Here is a 21,040-nt window from a genome sequence, read left to right as displayed (position 1 = left end):
TAATGCTCCTTCAATCCCTCGCATCTTTTTCTGGAGCTCGGATGCCAAAGAATTTGGCTTTGGGGCGAGTGACAACATAAAGAAACGATCCATAAACAACGCTCCAGATAAACGGAGCGACGAAGTTAGCTTTTCTAACCACGGAACCTTCGGGTGGAATATAATTTTCCATAGAAGGCAAAATAAAGAAATTGATGCATTGAATAATTCCAATCCATAAATTGAGGATTAAAGAGATAATAAAGCACCATTTGAGGATGAGCAGACTTCCCGGTCTTCTCAGAAAAACTCCCAAACTTCCGACAATAATCAAAACAGGTAGAAAATCAATGATCAAGCCTGTTATTGTAATGAGTTTTCCGCTTTCTTTCACGAAAGTATCAAAATTAATAAGTACAAACATGATCGCAAATTGCCGGCGAAAAAGTGTCGCTGCGCTTATAAGCGTGGCCAGGATTGCGACAGCTTGAATAGAATTTATTTTCTTCATATGCTGATCACTTTCAAAACCTTCCCCACTCCCTCTTTCGCAATTCAAGACCAAAGACGCAAACTGTTAAATTTATTATAAACCCTAAACACTAAATCCTAAACCCTAAACAAACCCTAATTTCTAAATCCAAATATCAAAACAGTTTTGTATTTTAAAATTCGAATTTGGAATTTGTTTAGTATTTCGACATTAGGATTTAGGATTTTCATTTTAAATTCATTGAACTGCTGGGCCTGGTGCAAAAATTGTTTCTTCTATTCTACCGCTCCTGACAATTTTTGCACAAATTACTTCAAAGCATATTTAACGCCGCGTGCTTTACCTTCTTGGGTTACAATTCCCGCTTTAACAAGCGGCGCCACCAGCTGATTAACCCGCGCACGATTGATATCCATTGCCTTGGAAATTTGCGCTGAACCGATCGCGCCATGCTCATTTAAGAGATTTAAGATCTCTTCCTGCTTGGGCGTTAATTCGATCCTTTTTCCTTTTAAGACGCGCTTCATTTCCTTTATACGTCCGGCAATATTTTCAATCGACACTAAAAGGCCTTGAGCAACATACTCGATCCAATGTGTATAGTCATTATCCAAATCGCGCGCCTGTTGGATCATCGCATAATATTTGTTTCGGTCATGCGCAAAATAGTCATCCAGTCCTAAGGTATAGACGGGATCAAATTTCTTTTTGAGCAGAATCCACTGGCTGGCTGCTCGCGCAACCCGGCCATTGCCATCAGTAAAGGGATGAATGGTAACAAATTCATGATGAAAAATAGCGCTATGAATAACGCTATGCTCCAGGGGAGTATTTTTAAGCCATAGAAAAAGTTCTTTTACTTTACGAGCTACCTGTTGGGGGGGCGGAGGAGTAAAAATAACGATTCTTTTAGCGTTCACCACATAATTTTGAGTTTTTCTAAATCGCCCGATCGCAGCAGCAGGCAAAAGTCCCTTGGTCATCATCTTATGAAGTGTCAAAAGCTGACTTTCCGTAAAAGCACTGTGCTTGTGCGCTAAAACCCAGCGCAAGGCCGCTAAACAATTTTGAACTTCCTGTTTTTGTTTTTGATCAGCATCGATGTCTTTTCTGTCGCTTAAAGCGGCTACTTGCTTAAGAGATAAGTTGTTACCTTCGATCGACGTTGAGGAATGAACACTGCGATTGACCGCATCTTTTTCAAGAGAAACACGCGCCGGAAACTTAATGCCGGAATTCTTAATAAGTGCCGTTTGCGCGGCCATATTCTCAAGAATACTGATCAAAAAAGATGTGGTGCGATAATGTGGTTTAAACATGAGCTAAGAATAGCATATCGTATAGGTATTGTATAGGAAATTGTATAGGGTTACTAAAAACTGCGCCCGTTCAATATTTTCCCCCACCCTTTTAACTTTCTTTTAAATCCGATCGTATGCGCCGGGCTGGTGGACGGCAAAATAATGCTGGGTAAATCAATATCCGAATTAAACCGCTGAAAAATCTTGGCGGCCGTTTGGCCGTTAAAACAGATCATCTTTATATTAGCGTATTTCTTGAAAAAATTTCTAAAATTGTTGGGGCGGATATTTCGCATCGCAGAATCGGCAGAACCTGCCCTTTGACAAGAAAAAACGACATCCCAAAGCGCTATTTTGTTTTTAACAAGCAACTTCTTTTTATCCGCGTAACTTAAATTTGCTTTGGCGCCTAAAAGCGCTGTCATTACTTTCCAAAAATGATTTTGCGGATTTCCGTAATACTCTCGCACTTGAAGTGCTTTAACGCCCGGCATGGAGCCTAAAATAAGCACTTTGGAATTTTTATCCGCAATGGGCGCAAATCCGACAATGCGCTTACTGTGCTTCTTTAAGATCATTGATCGTAAGAGCCTTTATAAGAGCCATCTAACGCGCGCGGTATAAACACAGGCTCGTCAGAATTCTTAGGCTGCGACACAATGACGCCATTCTCGCAATGCGGCCCATTCCAAGGCTTTTCCTGAACTAACATTTGTTGTTCAAGGTCGCAGGGATTTGTCGGTTCTCCGGGACGTTTCCAGGTCGGAAAACCAGTTCCCCAGGCAACAACCGGCGTTGTAATTTTAGCTTCGGCTTGCGTGGTGCATTCATAAACAACGCCTTGACCCGCATAATTTCCGGAATTGCCTTGGTTTTTCCATCCTTCAATGAGCTGCGGCCCTAAATCTCTTACACCAAGGGAATCCGGGAACCACTTTTGACAATACAGGTCGGGATAAATATCCGCTCCAGAGACACCATCGGGATCCGTTTCCCAGGCTCCATTAATCATCTTATGCTGATTGACTTTCCCATACCAATAGGCAACATACCCTAAAGGTTCCGCCAAGGCACTTGAAATGATAATTAATGAAAACATAAAAATGATCGTCAAAAGCAACCCAGTTGTTCTTAAAAAAATATTTTTCATACGATCCTCCTAAGTGAGGTCACGCTTTACGGTAGCGACAGCAACGTAAAGTGTTTGACCGAATTTACCCCGCTGTCACATTTTGAAAAAATGTAGCAGGGTCTCATTATCTTCCATAATTTACGATTAACGAAGCTTTTCCTAAAGCATTGGCATTCAAATAATACCCCACCATCGCGCCCGACGCATCGCTTGTAAGGTCAAGCTTATCAATGCCAAGCGCATAAACGGTCAAGATATAACGATGCGGTTTATCACCCGATGGCGGACAAGCGCCGCCATATTGCGCGGTTCCAAAATCTGTTTTTCCTTGAACAGCCGAAGCCGGCAAAGCGCCGCTCGCGCTTGCCCCTTCATTAAGATCGCTGACATCGGTCGGAATATTAAAAATCGTCCAGTGCCACCAGCCCGAGCCTGTGGGCGCATCGGGATCGTAAACCGTTACGGCAAAGCTTTTTGTTCCCTCAGGCGCATTGCGCCAGGAAACCTGAGGCGAAGTATTCTCTCCGGTACAGCCAAAGCTGTTAAAAACATATTGGCGCTCCATCATAGCGCCATCTTGCCACGACGCGCTGGTGACCGCAAAATCTTCGGCGAAGCAAGGTGTGGCGATCAAGGTCAAAAATAATGCGAGAAATATTTTCTTCATAACATCCTCCTTTTAAACTGTTCGTGAAAACTTTTTATGCCCTTTTTCTTGACGCAAATACCAGTCAAACCCCATACAGACATTACGGATAAATATTTTTCCTAGATCGGTCACGATAAGCGTATCCGCTTGCGCGGTTAAAATCCCGTCGGAAATACACTGGGAGATGTGCGCCGCTTCAAAAGAAAAATATTCATTGAAATCACGCGCGAAAACATTTTTAAACTCATTTTTATCCAACTTAAACCGGCACATCAGCGAATTAATGGCCCATTGACGCATTGAATCATCTTCGCTTAAAACTTTGCCGGCCTCCACAGGAAGAATATTCTTTTGAAGCGGCGCATAATAATCCGGAATGGTTTTAAAATTATGAATAAAGGTATTTTCGATAAACCCAATGGCCGACATGCCAAATCCTAAAAAATCATCGGAAGGCTTTAAGGTGTAGCCCATAAAATTACGGTAAAGCGTTCCCTTGTTAAAGGCCTTACTCATTTCATCGGTTGAAAGCGCAAAATGGTCCATAGCGATCGCCTGATAGCCGTTTTCCAGAAATTGCCGACGGGCCTCCAGAAAAATATCCAACTTTTCATCCGCTATGGGAAGAGCTTTTTCGTCTAATTTTCCCTGATGTTTCTTAAGCCACGGCACGTGCGCGAAACTATAAAGCGCGATGCGGTCGGGTTTAAGCTTGATCACTTTTTCAACCGTGTCAAAAAAACTTGCTCTTGTCTGGCCCGGCAAACCATAAATGAGATCATAATTCATAGAAGCAAACTTTAATTCCCTACACCAACGGGAAAATTCCTTCACCATTTCAAAGGGTTGAATGCGATTGACTTGCCTTTGCACTTCTTCATTAAAATCCTGTACACCCATCGACATGCGGTTAAATCCAAGTTGGCGAAGTTTTTTGACCTTCGATTCATCAATGGTGCGCGGATCAACTTCGATGGAGATCTCGGCATCTTTTTCAATGAGAAAATTTTCGGCGATCTTATGATAGAGCCGCTCCAGTTGTTTTTCAGTTAAAAAAGTCGGCGTTCCACCGCCTAAATGGAACTGTTTAACAGCTGCGCGCCGTCCAATCGCGGCACGCACCAAATCCACTTCCTTACATAAATAATCTAGATATTCATCGCCGAATTTATCTTCTTGCTTACGAATAGCCACTGTGCAAGCGCAAAAATAACAAAGCGATTGGCAAAACGGGATGTGAACATAGATCGATAGGCTTTTTTGACTACGGCCGAACTCTTTTAATTTTTGAATATAAACTTGTGGATCAAAGGTTTTATCCCATTCGGGCGCCGTCGGATAGCTGGTGTAACGCGGACCCGGAGTGTCGAACTTTTGAATGGTGGATTTTTCGATTGATAGGCTCATGAGGATGGCTTAAACAACTTCTATGGAGCTACGCGGATAAGAATTCCTTATTCATCCGAGCGATATTGGCAACGCTAATTTCTTTAGGGCAAGCGGCTTCGCATTCGTATTCGTTGGAGCAATTTCCAAAACCCTCTTTATCCATTTGTTTGACCATGTTCAAAACGCGCTCTTTCTTTTCTATTTGCCCTTGCGGTAAAAGCGCTAAGTGCGAAACCTTGGCCGCCACAAAAAGCATCGCCGAAGCGTTAGGACACGCCGCCACACAAGCGCCACAGCCAATGCAAGCGGCCGCATCCATGGCAAGGTCGGATGTCTTTTTCGCGACAGGAATTGTGTTAGCTTCAGGCGCGCTTCCCGTGCGCACAGAAACGAATCCTCCGGCGGAAATAATGCGATCAAAAGCGCCGCGATCAACAACTAAATCTTTGATCACTTTAAACGCGCGAGAACGCCACGGCTCAACGACAATGGTGTCACCGTCTTTAAAATGTCTCATATGAAGCTGGCAAAGCGTTGTTCCTCTTAAAGGCCCATGTGCTTGGCCGTTAACGACCGCACCGCATGCGCCACAAATGCCTTCACGGCAATCATGGTCGAAGGCGATCGGTTCTAAGCCGGATTTTGTGAGGCGTTCATTGACGACATCTAACATTTCCAAAAACGACATATCCGAATCAATGGCATCGGCTTTGATCGTTTCCAGCTTACCGGGCGCATCAGCGTTTTTCTGTCGCCAAATCTTTAGAGTAATATTTAATTTTTTGCTCATTACTTATAGTTCCTTTGAGCCAAATGAACTTCTTCAAAATTCAGTATTTCTTTGTGCAAAACAGGTTCAGCGCCAACGCCTTTAAATTCCCAAGCCGCAACGTAGGAAAAATTCTCATCGTCGCGCTTAGCTTCGCCCTCAGGAGTTTGAAATTCTTCTCTAAAATGCCCGCCGCAAGATTCCTTTCGATGAAGCGCATCGCGCACCAAGGTTTCGGCGAATTCTAAAAAGTCGGCGACACGTCCCGCGCGCTCAAGCGCCTGATTAAGATCTTGTGCCGAACCTAAGACATTAACATTGCTCCAAAATTCATCGCGAATGCGCGCAATTTCTTTAAGCGCATCTTTTAATCCTTGTTCCGTGCGCGCCATACCGCATTTTTCCCAAAGCAAAAGCCCTAATTCTTTATGAAATTCATCGACGGTTTTTTTGCCTTTGATGGAAAGCAGTTTAGAAATTTTGTCGGAAACTTCCCTTTCCGAGATCTTAAATTCCGGCGCGTCGGGACTTATTTTTTCAAATGAATTGGTAGCAAAATATTCGCAAATGGTATTGGGAATAACGAAATATCCATCAGCCAAACCTTGCATCAAGGCGCTGGCGCCTAATCGATTGGCGCCATGATCGGAAAAATTCGCCTCGCCTAAAACAAAAAGTCCGGGCAAATTGCTCATCAAATGATAATCCACCCACAGCCCGCCCATGGCGTAATGAATAGCCGGATAGATCATCATCGGCTGATCATAGCCGCTGGTGCCCATAATCTTTTCATACATATCGAACAAATTTCCGTAGCGTTCTTTAATGACATTTTTTCCCAGCCGTTTAATAGAATCGGCGAAATCCAAATAAACCGCCAGCCCCGTCGATCCGACGCCAAAACCTTTGTCGCATTGCTCTTTGGCGGCGCGCGAAGCGATGTCGCGCGGAACAAGATTTCCGAAACTGGGATATTTTCGTTCCAAATAATAGTCGCGTTCATTTTCAGGAATGTCGGAAGGTTTTCGAGCATCACCTTTTTTCTTAGGAACCCAGACGCGTCCGTCATTACGAAGGCTTTCGCTCATTAAAGTCAATTTGGATTGATAATCGCCGTGCGTCGGGATACAGGTGGGATGAATTTGCGTATAGCAAGGATTGGCAAAAAACGCACCTTTTTTATGCGCGCGCCAAGCGGCAGTGACATTGGGCGATTTAGCGTTTGTAGAAAGATAATACACATTGCTGTAACCACCGGTGGCTAAAATAACCGCATCGGCACTATGAGATTCGATTTTTCCCGATACAAGATCGCGCGCCACAATGCCGCGCGCCTTGCCGTTCACTACGACTAGATCCAGCATTTCCCGGCGCGAATAAAACTCAATGGTTTTTTTGCCGATCTCTTTCATCAAAGCGCTGTAAGCGCCGAGTAAAAGCTGTTGTCCGGTTTGTCCGCGCGCGTAAAAGGTGCGCGACACTTGTGCCCCGCCGAAAGAACGATTCTCTAAATAACCGCTATATTCGCGCGCGAAAGGAACTCCTTGCGCCACACATTGGTCAATGATGGAATTGCTGATCTCCGCTAAACGATACACATTGGCTTCACGGGCGCGAAAATCTCCGCCTTTAATGGTATCGTAAAACAAACGCTCAACACTATCGCCGTCATTGGGATAATTTTTGGCGGCATTGATTCCGCCTTGCGCGGCAATGCTATGGGCGCGGCGCGGACTATCATTCAAACAAAAAACTTTGACCTTGTATCCAAGCTCAGCCAAAGATGCCGCCGCCGAAGCGCCGGCTAAACCGGTTCCGACGACAATAATAGAATATTTACGTTTATTGGCAGGATTAATGAGCTTGACATTGGTACGAAATTTCGTCCATTTATCTTTTAAAGGCCCCGGTGGAATTTTAGAATTCAGTGTCGTCATTATTATCCTAAAAGATGATAGCGTCCGTTATGCGCCATGATAAGGATCGGGATCGTGCTATAGCCGAAAGCGATCAAAATACCGAAAGCATTGCTGACATTTTGAATAAGCGGCGTAAACGTTGGGTGATTATAGCCAAATGTTTGAACCGTGCTTTGGATGCCGTGCGCTAAATGAAATCCTAAGCAAAACATAGCGACAATATAACCAAAACTATGCCAAGGATCGACAAAAGCATGATAAACAACGCCGTAAAGCCCCAGATCAACGCCGTTAAGAAAATACTTCTGGGCGCTATGGTCGGTGAACGTAAAGTCAAGAAGATGCCAAATAAGAAAGATCAGTAAATACGTCGCCGTATACGGCATAAGCTTTGTTGCCAAAGAACGTTTTCCGACGGGTTGATTAACGGCATAACGCACTTTTCGAGCGCGGACATTTTCGGCCACCAAAACACTGGTAAAATAAATATGGATAAAAAAGATAAGGGCCAGGCCGAATTCAACAATATAAAGGCCTGGCCTTAAATGCATCAATTTTGCGGCGTACCAATTATAGGCATCGGGGCCGCCGTAAATGAACAAATTCCCCACCAAATGCCCGATAATAAATAAAACAAGGCAAAGGCCCGTGACGGCGACAATTTGCTTTCTGCCGATGGAAGATTGAATATATTTAGCGATACACATTGGTTTTGATTATATCACAATCGAATATCTTACAAACTATAAAGTATCTAAATTTACTACTTTTCGCGATTCAGGCGAAATCCGCCGCGAGTTTTATTTTTATCATTTTGCAAGCTTCGCTTTTCCTTGATCACGCGGGAAATATTCTTTTGCCGATTAGTAAATTGTGCTTTCACCATTAGAAGCTTCTTTCCTTTTTGTACAAGCCGATCAATTCAGCCATTTCCAGAATATGCCCTTCCATCGCTTTTTCAACTTGTTTCTTGGAAACACCTTCGTTGAGTTTCAACATGGTATCCAGCGCATAAACCTTATGAAAATAACGATGCGTACCACTAGGCGGACACGGGCCGCCGTAATCCAACTTTCCAAAATCATTACTTCCCTGTAAGCCGGGAATCGCGTCTTCTTTGATCTCGCTTACTACCGGAATATTAAAAACGATCCAATGGTCAAAATTTCCTCCGGGCGCGTCGGGATCGTCAATGATCAAACTTAAGCTTTTTGTTTCCGGAGGAATGCCCTCTACTTTTAGCGGCGGACTGATATTCTCGCCTTGGCAGGTATATTTCTTTGGAATAGATTGATTGTGGCTAAATGCCGGACTCGTTAGTTTCATTGAACTCCTCCGATCTCAAACTTGCGTCATTTCACCGTAAATCCGCTCATAAATTTCTAAGTCTTCCACGGAAAAGCACACGTAACGAATTTCATCAAAATCATTTTGCGCTTTTAAGCCTTCTTGCAAAGCAATGCGTGTTGCTTCCTCAATAGGATATCCATACGCTCCGGTACTGATCGCCGGAAAAGCTATTGTTTTAAGCTGCTGTTCTTTGGCCAACGCAAAAGAGTTATGATAACAACGCCTAAGAAAACTCGCCTCATTTCTTTTTCCGTTGTAATAAACCGGTCCAACGGTGTGAATAATACGTTTGGCTTTTAGTTTTCCGGCATTGGTCATGGCACAATCACCGGTTTTACAGCCGCCGATCTTAATGCATTCTTCTAAAACGCTTCTTCCGGCCGCGCGGTGAATAGCGCCGTCAACACCCCCGCCGCCACGAAGTGTTGTATTCGCCGCGTTCACAATCACATCAACGTCTTCTTTGGTAATATCGTTTTGCTTGATGATGATTTTCCCCATATTCGCCTACTTGATAAGCTGGATGATTTTCTTAAATTTTTCTCCTTGAGCGATCTTAAGTAATTCGCAAAGAGCTGTTTCAACGCTGGTAACGCTCGCGCCGACATGTTTGATGCGCTCAAGGCCGATGTTTTTATTGTCAAGGGTGCGGGAAGAAACGCAATCGCTGACCACTTGAACTTCAAAGCCGGCCTGCACAAGATCGGCAACGGTTTGATAAACGCAGACATGGGTTTCAACACCGGCAACCAAGATCTTCTTGCGGCCAAGTTTCTTAACGGACTTTTTAAAATCCCGGTTCCCCCAGCAGCTAAAAGTATTTTTAACAATGGGAATTGTTTCGGGCATGATTTCAAGAATAGGAGAAGTGGTTTTCCCGAGTTTTTCGGGAACATGCTCGGTCAAAATGAAAGGAACTTCTAAGATGCGGACACCTTTAAGGAAGTTAACGAGATTTTTATTAAACTCCTCAACCCTATGGATGTGGGCCATCAGGCGCTCTTGTACATCAATGAGAAGAACGAACGTATTTTGAGTTGTCAGCATATCGGCAAAAATCTCGTCGGGAATATTTTAAAAACCCCTTACACCCATTGCTTGCCGCATTGGTAAATTTTACTGCGCAGGTTCTCCGATGGTTGTTTGCGCGCTCATATCCACCAGCCCAATGATCCCGCAGGCAATTCTTCCGCCGGCGTTTCCTAGAGGCTGGCCAAAATCATCTTCTTTTTCGTGCACGATAACCGCTCGGCCTACCACATTATATTTCGAATTCATATCGGTCAAAGTTAGTCCGGGCATAAAAAAATCAAGCGTCCCGAAACCATCCGCGTCTATTTCAATATTTCCGAAATCACCGGCATGCGCATGTTCAAAACCATCCTTTGAGGCCATGCCATGCGCCACCGCGTCAGGATTAAAATGGCTTCCGGCGGCTTTCCCTTCGTCATCACAGCTTCCATTTTCGTGAATATGAAATCCGTGCTTGCCCGGCGTCACATTAACAAGCGTAACCGCAACATCTAATCCGCCGTTTTTTTCCTCGAAGACCGCCTCTCCGGCTATAGGAGAGCCTGCCAATGTCGGTTTAATTTCCGCGACAGCCTCTGCGGCATTAATAGGAGCCGCGCATAAAAATCCCAATGAAAAAACAATGAAAAGTGAACAAAAGATATTCACGCGATCCTCCTTTGTTTGATAAGTCGTAATTCTAGGCGAGATATTTTTTTACAGTTTCGAGGAATTTTTCGGCCTTGAACGGCTTGACGATATAGTCCCGAATACCTTCCAACTTAAAGAGGTCTTTCAGATGCTCCTTCGCCGTCAAAATAATGATAGGAATATTTTTAAGATCATCGTGCTTTTTTAATTCGACAACAAACGTATAGCCATCCATCCGAGGCATCTCGACATCTAAAATGATCAGATCCGGTTTTTGGGTTTTAAGCTTTTGCAAACCCTCATCGCCATCGCTAGCCGTCGTAACTTCATATTGGTTAGCTTCCAGGCGGGATTTTACTAACTTTAGAACGACCGGATCGTCATCAACGACTAGAACCTTTTTTGACATCGCACCCTCTCAGTTTTCAGGAACTTATTTAATTTCAATTCCAATGGGGCAATGATCGGACCCCATCACATCTTTTAAAATAAACGCGTTTTTGAGTTTTGGCAATAGATTTTCTGAAATAAAAAAATAATCTATTCTCCAGCCGATATTCCTGGCGCGCGCTCCCGTTTTATAATCCCACCAGGTATAATGCTGCGCGCCTTTTTCAAAATGACGGAATGTGTCGATAAACCCGTGCGAAATAAATTTGGTGACCCAGGCCCGCTCCTCAGGGAGAAAACCGGTATTCTTTTGATTTTCTTTGGGGCGCGCCAGATCAATTTCTTCATGCGCCGTGTTAACATCGCCGCAGACAATGATCCCTTTTCCCTTTTTTTGCAAATTTAAAGCTGTTTTTAGGAAGGCGTCATAGAATTCCATCTTAAATGGAACACGTTTATTGCCGGCACCGCCGTTAGGAAAATAGATATTGAACAGAACAAAGTCTCCATAGTCCGCCTCAAGCACGCGCCCTTCGCAATCAAACTTCTTTATCCCCAGGCCCTCTTGAACATCCGCGTCTTTTTTAGAAAAGATCCCAACGCCGCTATAACCTTTCTTTTCGGCGGACGACCAATATGTTTTATACGGGCCCGGACGCAAAAGGCCTTCTGTCAACTGGCTGGGATGGGCTTTCGTTTCCTGGATACATAAAATATCCGGCGATTCTTTTCTTAACCACTCCACAAATCCTTTTTTTTCAACCGCGCGGATCCCGTTCACATTCCAACACAACAGCTTCATAAGATCTCCTTTTGATCATTGATATTAGTTCATACTTACCGGCACACGTTTTGAACCCCAACGGCCGGCGCTATCTTCAAAATATCCGGGGCAAACTGTTTGACAATACCGGCATTTTCCGCCTTTAATATGATACGCGCCTAATTCGTACCAATTACGTTCAATGAGGAGTTTTCCGCATCCGTGGCAATACGTGCTTTGTGTTTTAACATCACTGACATTCCCGGTGTAAACAAAATGTATTCCCTGCGCCAAAGCGATCTCGCGCGCTTTACGCAATGTACTCGCCGACGTCGCCGGATGATCGTTCATCTTAAAATCAGGATGGAACGCCGTAAAATGCACAGGAACATCCGCCCCAAGATTTTTAACGATCCACTTGCACATTTCAAGAAATTCTTCCGGCGAATCATTTTCACCGGGAATGATCAAATTCGTGATCTCCAGCCAAACTTTTGTTTTTTCTTTTAGAAAAGTGAGCGTGTCGAGAACGGGCCTTAGCCCGGAAAGAGTTAAATTCCGATAGAATTTTTCAGTAAAAGCTTTTAGGTCAACATTGGCCGCATCCATATGCTTAAAGAATTCCGGACGAGCTTCATCGGTAATGTACCCTGCAGTTTTAGCAACCGCATAGATCCCTAAAGCCCGACAGGCATCCGCCGTATCCATCGCGTATTCGGCAAAAATGACCGGATCATTGTAGGTGAACGCAACGCTACGGCAATCTAACTTTTTTGCTGTTTGAGCAATTCTTTCCGGCGTTGCTTCTTCAGATAATCGTTCAAATTCCTTCGATTTGCTAATATCCCAATTTTGGCAGAATTTACATCCCAAATTGCATCCGGCCGTCCCAAAAGAAAAGATACTTGTCCCCGGAAAGAAGTGATTCAGCGGTTTCTTTTCAATGGGGTCAATGCAAAAACCGCTGCTGCGCCCGTATGTCGTCAGGATCATTTGCCCGTTTATGTTCTGACGAACAAAGCAAAACCCACGTTGACCGTCGGACAAGACACAATTCCTTGGACACAGATCACAGAGGATCCGTCCGTTTTCAACTTCTTTATAAAATCGTCCAACATAATTATTTTGGGTAGCAGACACGATATTTTTTCTTAAGAAACAGGAGAAAAATTATTGACTTTCAAAGACCATAGGATATTATGATATACGTCTTTTCCAGACGGAATTAACTCAAAAACATATTAACGCAGATGAAAAAAGAATTCAATCCTAATTTTAAAACTCCGCAAGAACAATTCTCCAAAGAAGAGCTTAATAAACTCAATTCGAAGGGATTGCGCGGCACTCTCTACCAAGATCTGCGCGACGATAAGCCCGACATTATTTGGGAATCTGAGCAACTCGCCAAATCCTACGGATTTTACCTGGAATTCAACCGCGCCAAAACGGGAAATGAAAAAGACTGGATGTACCTTATTCGTGTCAGCATTCCCGGCGGCGGGCCGATCAATCGAAAGCAATGGCAGATCTTAGATGAACTTTCAGAAAAGTTCACCGCCGATAGCGACGGCCATACATCCCTGCGATTCACCAATCGTCAGAATATCCAATTCCATTGGGTCAAAAAACCGGCCATCCTTGAGATCGTAAAACGCATTGCCGAATCAGGATTCAATACGCTAAACGGCTGTGGCGATAATACGCGCAATGTTATGGCCTGCCCTTTATCGTGCTACTCGGATATTTTTAACGCCAATGCCTGGGCCAAAAAAGTCGCGCTTTATTTTCAACTTCCCCTAGCACCGTTCATTGAAATATTCGCGATCGACCCCAAATATGTTCGCCAGCCGGATGAATCATTTTCTTATGGGCCCAATTTGCTAAATAGAAAATTTAAGATCGCGTTTTCCGCCGTTCACCGCGATGAAAAAACGAAGAAATTAATTCCCGATAATTGCACCGAATTCTTGACCAATGACGTCGGAGTCGCGCCCATCATTGAAAATGGTAAAGTTGCAAAATTCCAAATTTATGCCGGCGGCGGCCAAGGTGAACGCAACGGAAAACCCAGCATGGCCTCCCTAGGGCGACCGCTGTGCCAGGTCAGCGAAGAGCAATTAATGCCCGTTTTAGACGCCATTGTCAAAGTTCACGCAGAATTTGGTGACCGGCAAAACCGTTTTTGGGCGCGCCTGAAATATGTGATCAAAAAAATGGGAACCGATTGGTATCGCGAACAGGTTTCCATGAAAGTCGGTTTTCCGCTTGAAAAGCCAGACCTTTCCTTGGATTACGGCGCAAGACATTTACATTTTGGATGGACCAAACAACCCTCAAACGGATTATGGGCTTTTGGTGCGTTTATTGAAAACGGACGCGTAACCGATCATAGCCCCAACGGAAAACTAAAAACCATGATCCGAAGCGTGATGAACAAATATCCAATAGAACTCATGATCACGCCCAATCAAGATGTGCTGTTTGTCAATATTCCCGAAAAGTCTAAAGCGGATTTTGAAAATGATCTAGCAAGCTATGGTTTTGGAAAAAGAAATGGGAAAGCCTATTCCGCGCTTCGATTGCATTCCGGCGCTTGCGTCGGACGCGATACGTGCCGATTGACTTATACCGACTCGGAAAAATTCGAACCATTTCTTATTGATGAATTAGAAACTTTGGGCTGGGGTGATCTGGCAGAATCGATCGGGATCACCGGATGCGAGCGGCAATGTTTTCGTCCCGCCACAAAAACGATCGGTTTGATCGGTTCCGGCGTGGACCGCTATCAATTAAAACTTTTTGCCAGCGAAGACGGACGTTTTCAAGGAACACCGCTTATGTCAGGTGATGGAACAACAATGTATCTGCGTTCTATTTCGAGGGAAAAAGTTGCGGCCCTTTTAAATACGCTCTTTAAATTCTACAAGACAACTGCTAAGCCCGGTGAAACACTCGGCGCCTTCCATCGACGCATCGGCGCTGATGCGCTCATCGCCCATTTAAAAGAAAATGCGGCAACGGCAGATCTGATGAAGCAAACTTCCCCTACCGATTGCGTGATGGATTAGCGTAAAACCTTCTCGATAATTTATACGCCACAAAGATCAAGATCACTCCGCCTAAGGCAAGTAAAGATGGTCTAGTATATTTCACCAAACTCATCCCAAAAATCGACAAAAGAAACAGCCGCGGAACAACACCAATCAATGTGCAAATAACGAACGGAACCCACGGTAATTTCGTTATCCCCGCCGCAATAGAAAAAACCTTGAACGGAACAACCGGCAAAACTCTTCCTATCAAAACACTATAAATTCCATATTTTTTGACAAAGGCTTCCGCTTTTTCAATGTGATGCGGTTTGATCAGAATATATTTTCCAAATTTTAATATGATCGGCATCGCCGCATACCGGCCCAGGGCGTAACCAACCATAGCACCCAGTGTCGAACCCAAAGCTCCAAAAATAACAATGGATGAAATTGAAATCCCAATGGCTCCTGCACCCACCACTACAACTTCCGATGGAATAGGAACAATGCTGGATTCAAGAAACATCCCGATAAAAACACCCATGTCTCCTAGATTACGCATCATATCAATAATTTTATTCGCTAATTCATGCTCGTTAAGCAATTGCTTTTCCTTTCCTTAGTTTTCTAAATCAACAAAAACTCTTCCTCTGATCTGGCCCTTTAAAATCATGTCTATCTTTGGGTTCAATTCGCCCAAAGAACATTCTTGCGCGCTCTCTTGAAAAGAATCGATCTTCCACTGTCGTGATAATCTTTCCCATATTTCCTTTTTTATTTCCAAAGGCGTTTCTGCCGAGGCAATGCCTAAAAGATTGATGCCTTTTAAAATAAAGGGAAAGATCGCCGTCTTTAATTCATTAGAAGTGATCATTCCGCAACAGGTAACGCTGCCGCCGAATTTTGTCGACTTAAGCGCCGTTGTCAGAATATTACCACCCACCGTATCAATAACCGCCGCCCAGCGTTCTTTTAAGAAAACTTTTCCGCTTTTGTCATCCATCTCCTCGCGAGAAATAACTTCTTTTGCGCCAAGTCTTAATAAATAATCTCGTTCGTGAGCTTTTCCCGTTACCGCCGAAACGCTGTATCCGGCTTTTGATAAAATCGCCACCGCCATACTGCCCACGCCACCCGTCGCTCCGGTCACCAAAACATCACCCTTTGATGAATTTAGATCATTTTTCTCCAATTTCCACAAAGAAAGCGCCGCCGTGAAACCCGCCGTCCCATAGATCATACATTCTTTAAGAGAAAGTTTTTCCGGACGCTTTATAACCCACCCTGCCGGCACGCGAATATACTGCCCAAACCCGCCGGATGTATTCATTCCCAGATCAAATCCGGTCACAATGACTTCTTCGCCTAGCTTGAATTCGGATGATCGGCTTTCTTCAACAATCCCTGCCGCGTCGACACCCGGCGTATGCGGATATTTTTTTGTAACACCCTTATGCCCGCTCGCCGAAAGCGCATCCTTATAATTTAGCGATGAATATTTTACGCGGATCAAAACTTCTCCCACAGGCAGATCGCTGATCTGCCGTTGCGCAATTTCTCGAATAAATTTTCCTTCGGAAACTTCGCGTACCACCAAAGCATTAAATGAATTTTTATCCATAAGAATTAAAATTGTTTCTTGAGGGCTTCCGAAGCTCTCGGGTCTCCAAATTCGACCGATTTTTTATAAAATTCTTTCGCGTTATCTTTTTGTCCATACGGAAAATAATACATATCTCCCAGAAGAAAATATATTTGCCCTAAATTCACATGGCGGTCTCTTTGATCATAATCTTGCGGGAATTTCATATACAGCTCAGCCGCCATCATAAAATCTGCCTCTGCTTCCTTTAAGAAAAGGCCTTGATTTTTCTGGTCCGCGCCCTTCGCTACGTCCATTAGAAATCCGGCGCGTAAAAATCTGGTTTTAGCGTTAGAGGGATTCATTGCCACCGCTTTTTCAAAAACTTCGGCAACCTGACGAAAATCTGAACTGCCCGATTTCACCGCATCATTAAGAACATATTGTTCAATTTCTTTATCAAGTGTTTTATTGTCGGGTTCGCGTCCGGCTAAATTAAAGATCCGCGCAGTTTTAAGTATTTCTTCAAAGCGGCCGCGATAGTTTTCAAATTCCGCCGGCTTTGCTTCCAAAATGAACTGAACGAAAACATCATCCTTCATCGCGAACACATGATAAACTCTGGCCTCTCGTCCGGAATCCGCTTTAAGAATGGCCTCATCCATAATTCCGGACGCACCGTCCAGCAAAATAGATTTTCTTTTGACCAGAGTCTTGGTAACCCCCGGCGGCGCTTGTTCAGAAGCCTGCGCCATCGTCAGCAAAGATTGCTCAACGTTGTCTTTATTAAGATTCAAATACCATGACTGATGATAATATTTGAAGATCGTGATCCCGGCTTCAAAAACATCATTGGGGGATTTAATTCTTTCGCGGGAAATATAGATCTGATACGGATAAGCATATTTTTTCTCCATAATATGCCACCCTTGCGGATGCCGAATGTTGATGTCTCCGCGCCGATTACCATAAAGCATCAAAGCCTGATCCGAAAAGCTGTTTTGTTTCTCCGGAGCCTTTTTTTCATTTACAGCCAAAGCACCGGCAGGATTTGGACCTTTGAGCATAGCAGGTTCTTCTTTTTTCTTTTCAACGACAAGCGCCGCGTCCTCTTCGATAGTCGCAATATCTTCTAAGAAATACAACTTCGTTGTTCCGCTTGTTTCAAATTCTACATACTGATCGGAGCGCTCCATAATTGTCCCGACTACTTTTTCTCCGGACTTAAAAATAATGGTTGCCGCTGATGCCGGTCGCGCAAAAGCTAAAAATGGAACAGCGAATAAAATAAAGATTTTTAGTCCTGCTCTCATCAAGATTTCCTCATTGTATCCGAAAGAAATAGTTCTCTTGCGGATCACCGGGTTTCTAAAAACGCAAACTGCCTTGTCTCTTGCGCGATAATACCGTTTAATACGATTAGAGAGATCAAATTGGGAATAGCCATACAGGCATTGGCAATATCGGCAAATGACCAGACGATCGGAAGCGTTGCAACAGAACCGACCATCACCGCCGCAACCCATATCCAGCGGTATATTTTTATGGAGCCCGTACCCCATAAATACTCAGCGGCTTTTTCGCCGTAATAAGACCAGCCTAATATCGTCGAGAAAACAAATGTTAAAAGCCCGACCGTTAGAAGAGCCGGGCCAATAACAGGAAAATCTTCAAATGCTTTTTTTGTCAAAGCCGCGCCGCCTAAGCCTTGCATCCATTCGCCGGAATTAACTAAAACCAATCCAGTCATCGCGCACACCACAACCGTATCCCAGAATGTTCCGGTAGATGAAACAAGAGCTTGGCGAACTGCGTTTTTCGTCTGCGCCGCCGCCGCAACAATGGGCGCGCTCCCTAATCCTGATTCATTTGAAAAAAGTCCGCGCGCAATACCAAAACGCATAGCCTCTTTCATCCCGGCGCCTAAGAAACCTCCGACAGCCGCTTGCCCCGTAAAGGCGCTAGAAAAAATCAAAGAAATTGTTTGCGGAATTGTCTGCCATTTCATCGCTAGCAAGATAAGACAGCCTAAAACATAAAATACGGCCATGAACGGAATTAATTTCTCGCAGCATTTTGCGATGGATCTAATTCCGCCGATAATGACGAAAGCGGTAAAACTGGTGATAATAATACCGGTGATCCATGGCGCAATATGAAACGTTTCTTTGGCTAGAGATGAGATCGAATTGGCTTGAACCATATTCCCTATCCCAAACGACGCAACAACGGTAAAAAAAGCGAATAGAACAGCCAGGGGCTTATTATTCATCGCGCGTTCTAAAACATACATCGGCCCGCCGGCCATAAAACCTTGCGCATTTTTTGTTCTGTATTTGACCGATAATAGCGCTTCAGAATATTTGGTCGCGATCCCAAAAACGCCCGTCAACCACATCCATAAAACCGCGCCCGGGCCTCCGGCGGCGATGGCGGTCGCAACCCCAACAATATTTCCGGTGCCGATCGTTGCCGCCAAGGCTGTCGTCAGCGCGCCAAAGTGGCTAATGTCGCCATCGCCTTCTTTTTTTCGCTCCAAAGAAAGTTTTATCGCTTTAAAAATATGGCGCTGAATAAATCCCGTGCGAACGGTTAAAAAAAGATGCGTCCCGAAAAGCAAACACAACATCACCGGGCCCCAAGCAATATTGCTTAGCTCATTAAGAATTTTCTCTAACCCTTGCATAACTTATCTTTCTGTTGAAATTTTTGATGCTTGATAAAAAAGAAAAGTGAACATCCGTAAACGATGAGCCCAAGCGTAAAACTGATCAGAAAAAACCCTAAGAAAACAGCGAATGCCGCATCCAGAAAAGGTTTTTGTGTTAATTTATCCCAAGAAAAATCACCTAACAATTTATTCCACTCAGAAGTAATAAATTGGGCGTCTTGCTTATTCAAAAATGAACCCATTTTAACCGCCGACGCAAAGACAGCGACGCTAAGCCAAGTATTAGTCAGAATACTGCCTAAAAGCGCGGCGGCACGATTCGCGCGAAAAACAAAAGCCGCCGTTAAAGCAGCGATAGGACCGGCTCCCGGAAAAATCCCCAAAAAAACTCCCAGTCCTAAACCCAGCGCTTTACGATGCGGCGTATCATTGATCTCAAATAATTTATGGCAAATGATGCGCAGCCATCTTTTTATTCTTTCGGCAAACGCCATCAATTAATGATTATGCCCGCAGCAGCCTTTGGAATCGTCTTTTTTACCGCTCTCGTCTTTTTCGGATTTTGTCCCGCAGCAAGATCCGCCCTTTTTCGACAAAAGATACATAACGGCCCCTAAAATCAGAACTGCTCCTAAAATCGCTTTCCAATCCATTGCATCCTCCTTAGGTAAACGTTAACTAGAAAATGTTATGTCCATTTTACTTGAGCCAAGAGTCAAAAACAAGAAAAAGCTTTGTCATTTCTCTTGACTTTGCAGGGTGTTTTGATATCTTAAGGTTATTCATTTACAATAAATATTTTTGACCAAATTTGAGGAAAAGTATTTCATGATCATCGGCATTCCAAAGGAAGTTTATCCCGAAGAAAAACGTGTTTGCGTGATCCCCTCTAGTGTCGAACGCCTAACAAAAAAAGGCGCGCAAGTCATCATTGAAACAGGCTTAGGCGTTAGCATCGGAATTCGCGATGACGAATATAAGAAATCCGGCGCATCCGTCGAAACTGACCGCAAACGCCTCTTGTCTTCATCTGATCTCATTTTACGCCTACGCAAACCGCCTCTTGAAGAGATCGGCCTTCTCAAAAAAGGGTCTATTCATATAAGCTTCCTCGATCCCTTTAACGAAAAAGTTTTAGTTGATGAATTTTCCAGAAATCAAATTAGCGCCATCAGTATGGAAATGATCCCACGCACTACCCGCGCGCAAAAAATGGACGCCCTTAGCTCTCAAGCTAATTTAGCCGGCTACGTCGCTGTTATCTTAGCGGCTGAGCGATCGGCTAAAATTTTCCCGATGTTAATGACACCCGCCGGGACAATTACGCCGGCTCGCGTTTTTGTGATCGGCGCCGGTGTTGCCGGATTACAAGCTATCGCGACCGCCAAGAGGCTTGGCGCGCGCGTTGAAGCCTTTGACACCCGCCCCGTTGTTAAAGAGCAGGTTCAGTCGTTGGGCGCGAAATTCGTCGAAATTGATTTAGGCGAAACCGGTCAAACCAAAGATGGTTACGCCAAGGCGCTCACGACCGAACAATTAGAAAAACAAAGACAAGGCATGGCAAAAGTTTGCGCGCAATCCGATGTTGTCATTACCACCGCGCAACTCTTCGGACGCCGTGCTCCGATCGTGATCACGAAAGAGACGGCCGCGCAAATGAAACCGGGAAGCATCATTGTCGATATGGCTGTTGAAAGCGGCGGCAACGTGGAAGGTTCAAAACTTAACGAAGAAGTCACGGTTAACGGTGTTTTGATCTTAGGCTTAGGAAATCTGCCCGGCCGCGTCAGCATCCATGCCAGTCAAATGTACTCAAGCAATATTTGCAGCCTTGTTGAAGAATATTGGAATGCGGATACAAAAAAATTTGATCTGAAACTTGATGACGATATCATCACGGGCTGTCTTATTACTCATCAAGGTAAAGTTGTTAATGCGGCTTTATTGAAGAACTAAAGC

General features: G+C 44.2%; 25 protein-coding genes. 2 read left to right on the top strand and 23 right to left on the bottom strand.

Going from position 1 to position 21,040, the window contains the following annotated elements; all coding sequences use genetic code 11:
- Positions 1-10: 10 nt before the first annotated feature.
- The 17 genes from WC676_05335 to amrS all read right to left on the bottom strand — a co-directional run bounded on the left by WC676_05335 (position 11) and on the right by amrS (position 12,936).
- Complete coding sequence (locus WC676_05335; GenBank protein MFA5060031.1) at positions 11-490, bottom strand: hypothetical protein; 480 nt, start codon at positions 488-490, stop codon at positions 11-13.
- Between the two features lie 290 nt (positions 491-780).
- On the bottom strand, positions 781-1,791 hold the full coding sequence (locus tag WC676_05330; GenBank protein MFA5060030.1) for a Fic family protein: 1,011 nt from the start codon (positions 1,789-1,791) through the stop codon (positions 781-783).
- A gap of 53 nt (positions 1,792-1,844) precedes the next feature.
- Positions 1,845-2,351, bottom strand: coding sequence for a DNA-deoxyinosine glycosylase (locus tag WC676_05325; GenBank protein ID MFA5060029.1), 507 nt, complete (start codon positions 2,349-2,351; stop codon positions 1,845-1,847).
- Positions 2,348-2,923 carry a hypothetical protein gene (locus tag WC676_05320; protein MFA5060028.1) on the bottom strand — a complete coding sequence of 192 codons (576 nt, stop codon included), beginning with the start codon at positions 2,921-2,923 and terminating at the stop codon, positions 2,348-2,350. The genes WC676_05325 and WC676_05320 overlap by 4 nt, the downstream gene beginning before the upstream one ends.
- A 106-nt stretch (positions 2,924-3,029) precedes the next feature.
- Positions 3,030-3,572, bottom strand: a complete 543-nt coding sequence (locus WC676_05315) for a YbhB/YbcL family Raf kinase inhibitor-like protein (protein MFA5060027.1) — start codon at positions 3,570-3,572, stop codon at positions 3,030-3,032.
- 12 nt (positions 3,573-3,584) lie between these two features.
- A complete protein-coding gene (gene hemN / locus WC676_05310; protein ID MFA5060026.1) occupies positions 3,585-4,961 on the bottom strand; it encodes an oxygen-independent coproporphyrinogen III oxidase in 1,377 nt (458 codons plus the stop codon).
- 28 nt (positions 4,962-4,989) lie between these two features.
- Positions 4,990-5,733, bottom strand: a complete 744-nt coding sequence (locus WC676_05305) for a succinate dehydrogenase/fumarate reductase iron-sulfur subunit (protein ID MFA5060025.1) — start codon at positions 5,731-5,733, stop codon at positions 4,990-4,992.
- Positions 5,733-7,649: a fumarate reductase/succinate dehydrogenase flavoprotein subunit gene (locus WC676_05300; GenBank protein MFA5060024.1), complete on the bottom strand. Its 1,917-nt coding sequence runs from the start codon at positions 7,647-7,649 to the stop codon at positions 5,733-5,735. Before WC676_05300 ends, WC676_05305 begins: the two co-directional genes overlap by 1 nt.
- Positions 7,650-7,651: 2 nt before the next feature.
- Complete coding sequence (locus WC676_05295) at positions 7,652-8,338, bottom strand: succinate dehydrogenase cytochrome b subunit (GenBank protein MFA5060023.1); 687 nt, start codon at positions 8,336-8,338, stop codon at positions 7,652-7,654.
- A 56-nt stretch (positions 8,339-8,394) separates the two neighbouring features.
- Positions 8,395-8,517, bottom strand: a complete 123-nt coding sequence (locus tag WC676_05290; GenBank protein ID MFA5060022.1) for a hypothetical protein — start codon at positions 8,515-8,517, stop codon at positions 8,395-8,397.
- The gene (locus WC676_05285; GenBank protein MFA5060021.1) at positions 8,517-8,957 is read right to left on the bottom strand and encodes a YbhB/YbcL family Raf kinase inhibitor-like protein; all 441 of its coding nucleotides are present in this window, start codon (positions 8,955-8,957) and stop codon (positions 8,517-8,519) included. Before WC676_05285 ends, WC676_05290 begins: the two co-directional genes overlap by 1 nt.
- 15 nt (positions 8,958-8,972) lie before the next feature.
- The gene (locus WC676_05280) at positions 8,973-9,482 is read right to left on the bottom strand and encodes an O-acetyl-ADP-ribose deacetylase (GenBank protein MFA5060020.1); all 510 of its coding nucleotides are present in this window, start codon (positions 9,480-9,482) and stop codon (positions 8,973-8,975) included.
- Positions 9,483-9,488: 6 nt separating this feature from the next.
- Positions 9,489-10,028 carry a hydrolase gene (locus WC676_05275; GenBank protein MFA5060019.1) on the bottom strand — a complete coding sequence of 180 codons (540 nt, stop codon included), beginning with the start codon at positions 10,026-10,028 and terminating at the stop codon, positions 9,489-9,491.
- 69 nt (positions 10,029-10,097) lie between these two features.
- Positions 10,098-10,661, bottom strand: a complete 564-nt coding sequence (locus WC676_05270) for a superoxide dismutase family protein (protein MFA5060018.1) — start codon at positions 10,659-10,661, stop codon at positions 10,098-10,100.
- 31 nt (positions 10,662-10,692) lie between these two features.
- Entirely contained in the window at positions 10,693-11,052 is a 360-nt protein-coding gene (locus WC676_05265) for a response regulator (protein MFA5060017.1), read from the bottom strand.
- 24 nt (positions 11,053-11,076) lie between these two features.
- Entirely contained in the window at positions 11,077-11,835 is a 759-nt protein-coding gene (locus tag WC676_05260) for an exodeoxyribonuclease III (protein ID MFA5060016.1), read from the bottom strand.
- A gap of 24 nt (positions 11,836-11,859) precedes the next feature.
- A complete protein-coding gene (amrS, locus tag WC676_05255) occupies positions 11,860-12,936 on the bottom strand; it encodes an AmmeMemoRadiSam system radical SAM enzyme (GenBank protein ID MFA5060015.1) in 1,077 nt (358 codons plus the stop codon).
- Positions 12,937-13,046: 110 nt separating this feature from the next.
- Here amrS and WC676_05250 point away from each other — a divergent pair, with 110 nt between their 5' ends.
- Positions 13,047-14,864, top strand: coding sequence for a nitrite/sulfite reductase (locus tag WC676_05250; protein ID MFA5060014.1), 1,818 nt, complete (start codon positions 13,047-13,049; stop codon positions 14,862-14,864).
- Here WC676_05250 and WC676_05245 read toward each other — a convergent pair.
- The 6 genes from WC676_05245 to WC676_05220 are packed head-to-tail and all read right to left on the bottom strand — an operon-like array spanning position 14,842 to position 19,734.
- Positions 14,842-15,432 (bottom strand): DedA family protein, encoded by a 591-nt coding sequence (locus WC676_05245; protein ID MFA5060013.1) that lies wholly within the window; start codon positions 15,430-15,432, stop codon positions 14,842-14,844. The two genes, WC676_05250 and WC676_05245, sit on opposite strands and share 23 nt — an antisense overlap.
- A gap of 15 nt (positions 15,433-15,447) precedes the next feature.
- Positions 15,448-16,449 (bottom strand): YhdH/YhfP family quinone oxidoreductase, encoded by a 1,002-nt coding sequence (locus WC676_05240; GenBank protein ID MFA5060012.1) that lies wholly within the window; start codon positions 16,447-16,449, stop codon positions 15,448-15,450.
- Between the two features lie 5 nt (positions 16,450-16,454).
- On the bottom strand, positions 16,455-17,723 hold the full coding sequence (locus tag WC676_05235; GenBank protein MFA5060011.1) for a hypothetical protein: 1,269 nt from the start codon (positions 17,721-17,723) through the stop codon (positions 16,455-16,457).
- 44 nt (positions 17,724-17,767) lie between these two features.
- Entirely contained in the window at positions 17,768-19,096 is a 1,329-nt protein-coding gene (locus WC676_05230; protein MFA5060010.1) for a sodium:alanine symporter family protein, read from the bottom strand.
- The gene (locus WC676_05225; GenBank protein ID MFA5060009.1) at positions 19,084-19,575 is read right to left on the bottom strand and encodes a DUF2062 domain-containing protein; all 492 of its coding nucleotides are present in this window, start codon (positions 19,573-19,575) and stop codon (positions 19,084-19,086) included. The genes WC676_05230 and WC676_05225 overlap by 13 nt, the downstream gene beginning before the upstream one ends.
- Before the next feature lie 3 nt (positions 19,576-19,578).
- Positions 19,579-19,734, bottom strand: a complete 156-nt coding sequence (locus WC676_05220) for a hypothetical protein (protein MFA5060008.1) — start codon at positions 19,732-19,734, stop codon at positions 19,579-19,581.
- Positions 19,735-19,909: 175 nt separating this feature from the next.
- Between WC676_05220 and WC676_05215 the strand changes: the two genes are divergently transcribed.
- Positions 19,910-21,037 (top strand): Re/Si-specific NAD(P)(+) transhydrogenase subunit alpha, encoded by a 1,128-nt coding sequence (locus WC676_05215; GenBank protein MFA5060007.1) that lies wholly within the window; start codon positions 19,910-19,912, stop codon positions 21,035-21,037.
- The last annotated feature ends 3 nt before the right edge of the window (positions 21,038-21,040 follow it).

Source organism: Candidatus Omnitrophota bacterium, assembly GCA_041649175.1.
In the GTDB taxonomy this organism is placed as follows: Bacteria; Omnitrophota; Gorgyraeia; order Zapsychrales; family JBAZNR01; genus JBAZNR01.
The sequence above is the reverse complement of the archived record's forward strand: the minus strand, read 5'-3'. Positions and strand labels throughout refer to the sequence as shown.

What these genes read in the sequence shown, in the direction of transcription:
- WC676_05275 (MFA5060019.1), bottom strand. Translation starts at nt 10,028, where the DNA reads ATGCTGACAACTCAAAATACGTTCGTTCTTCTCATTGATGTACAAGAG.
- WC676_05235 (MFA5060011.1), bottom strand. Translation starts at nt 17,723, where the DNA reads ATGAGAGCAGGACTAAAAATCTTTATTTTATTCGCTGTTCCATTTTTA.
- WC676_05230 (MFA5060010.1), bottom strand. Translation starts at nt 19,096, where the DNA reads ATGCAAGGGTTAGAGAAAATTCTTAATGAGCTAAGCAATATTGCTTGG.
- WC676_05220 (MFA5060008.1), bottom strand. Translation starts at nt 19,734, where the DNA reads ATGGATTGGAAAGCGATTTTAGGAGCAGTTCTGATTTTAGGGGCCGTT.
- WC676_05280 (MFA5060020.1), bottom strand. Translation starts at nt 9,482, where the DNA reads ATGGGGAAAATCATCATCAAGCAAAACGATATTACCAAAGAAGACGTT.
- WC676_05260 (MFA5060016.1), bottom strand. Translation starts at nt 11,835, where the DNA reads ATGAAGCTGTTGTGTTGGAATGTGAACGGGATCCGCGCGGTTGAAAAA.
- WC676_05330 (MFA5060030.1), bottom strand. Translation starts at nt 1,791, where the DNA reads ATGTTTAAACCACATTATCGCACCACATCTTTTTTGATCAGTATTCTT.
- WC676_05315 (MFA5060027.1), bottom strand. Translation starts at nt 3,572, where the DNA reads ATGAAGAAAATATTTCTCGCATTATTTTTGACCTTGATCGCCACACCT.
- WC676_05215 (MFA5060007.1), top strand. Translation starts at nt 19,910, where the DNA reads ATGATCATCGGCATTCCAAAGGAAGTTTATCCCGAAGAAAAACGTGTT.
- WC676_05295 (MFA5060023.1), bottom strand. Translation starts at nt 8,338, where the DNA reads ATGTGTATCGCTAAATATATTCAATCTTCCATCGGCAGAAAGCAAATT.
- WC676_05325 (MFA5060029.1), bottom strand. Translation starts at nt 2,351, where the DNA reads ATGATCTTAAAGAAGCACAGTAAGCGCATTGTCGGATTTGCGCCCATT.
- WC676_05320 (MFA5060028.1), bottom strand. Translation starts at nt 2,923, where the DNA reads ATGAAAAATATTTTTTTAAGAACAACTGGGTTGCTTTTGACGATCATT.
- WC676_05285 (MFA5060021.1), bottom strand. Translation starts at nt 8,957, where the DNA reads ATGAAACTAACGAGTCCGGCATTTAGCCACAATCAATCTATTCCAAAG.
- WC676_05335 (MFA5060031.1), bottom strand. Translation starts at nt 490, where the DNA reads ATGAAGAAAATAAATTCTATTCAAGCTGTCGCAATCCTGGCCACGCTT.
- WC676_05240 (MFA5060012.1), bottom strand. Translation starts at nt 16,449, where the DNA reads ATGGATAAAAATTCATTTAATGCTTTGGTGGTACGCGAAGTTTCCGAA.
- WC676_05225 (MFA5060009.1), bottom strand. Translation starts at nt 19,575, where the DNA reads ATGGCGTTTGCCGAAAGAATAAAAAGATGGCTGCGCATCATTTGCCAT.
- WC676_05305 (MFA5060025.1), bottom strand. Translation starts at nt 5,733, where the DNA reads ATGAGCAAAAAATTAAATATTACTCTAAAGATTTGGCGACAGAAAAAC.
- hemN (MFA5060026.1), bottom strand. Translation starts at nt 4,961, where the DNA reads ATGAGCCTATCAATCGAAAAATCCACCATTCAAAAGTTCGACACTCCG.
- WC676_05265 (MFA5060017.1), bottom strand. Translation starts at nt 11,052, where the DNA reads ATGTCAAAAAAGGTTCTAGTCGTTGATGACGATCCGGTCGTTCTAAAG.
- WC676_05290 (MFA5060022.1), bottom strand. Translation starts at nt 8,517, where the DNA reads ATGGTGAAAGCACAATTTACTAATCGGCAAAAGAATATTTCCCGCGTG.
- WC676_05300 (MFA5060024.1), bottom strand. Translation starts at nt 7,649, where the DNA reads ATGACGACACTGAATTCTAAAATTCCACCGGGGCCTTTAAAAGATAAA.
- WC676_05250 (MFA5060014.1), top strand. Translation starts at nt 13,047, where the DNA reads ATGAAAAAAGAATTCAATCCTAATTTTAAAACTCCGCAAGAACAATTC.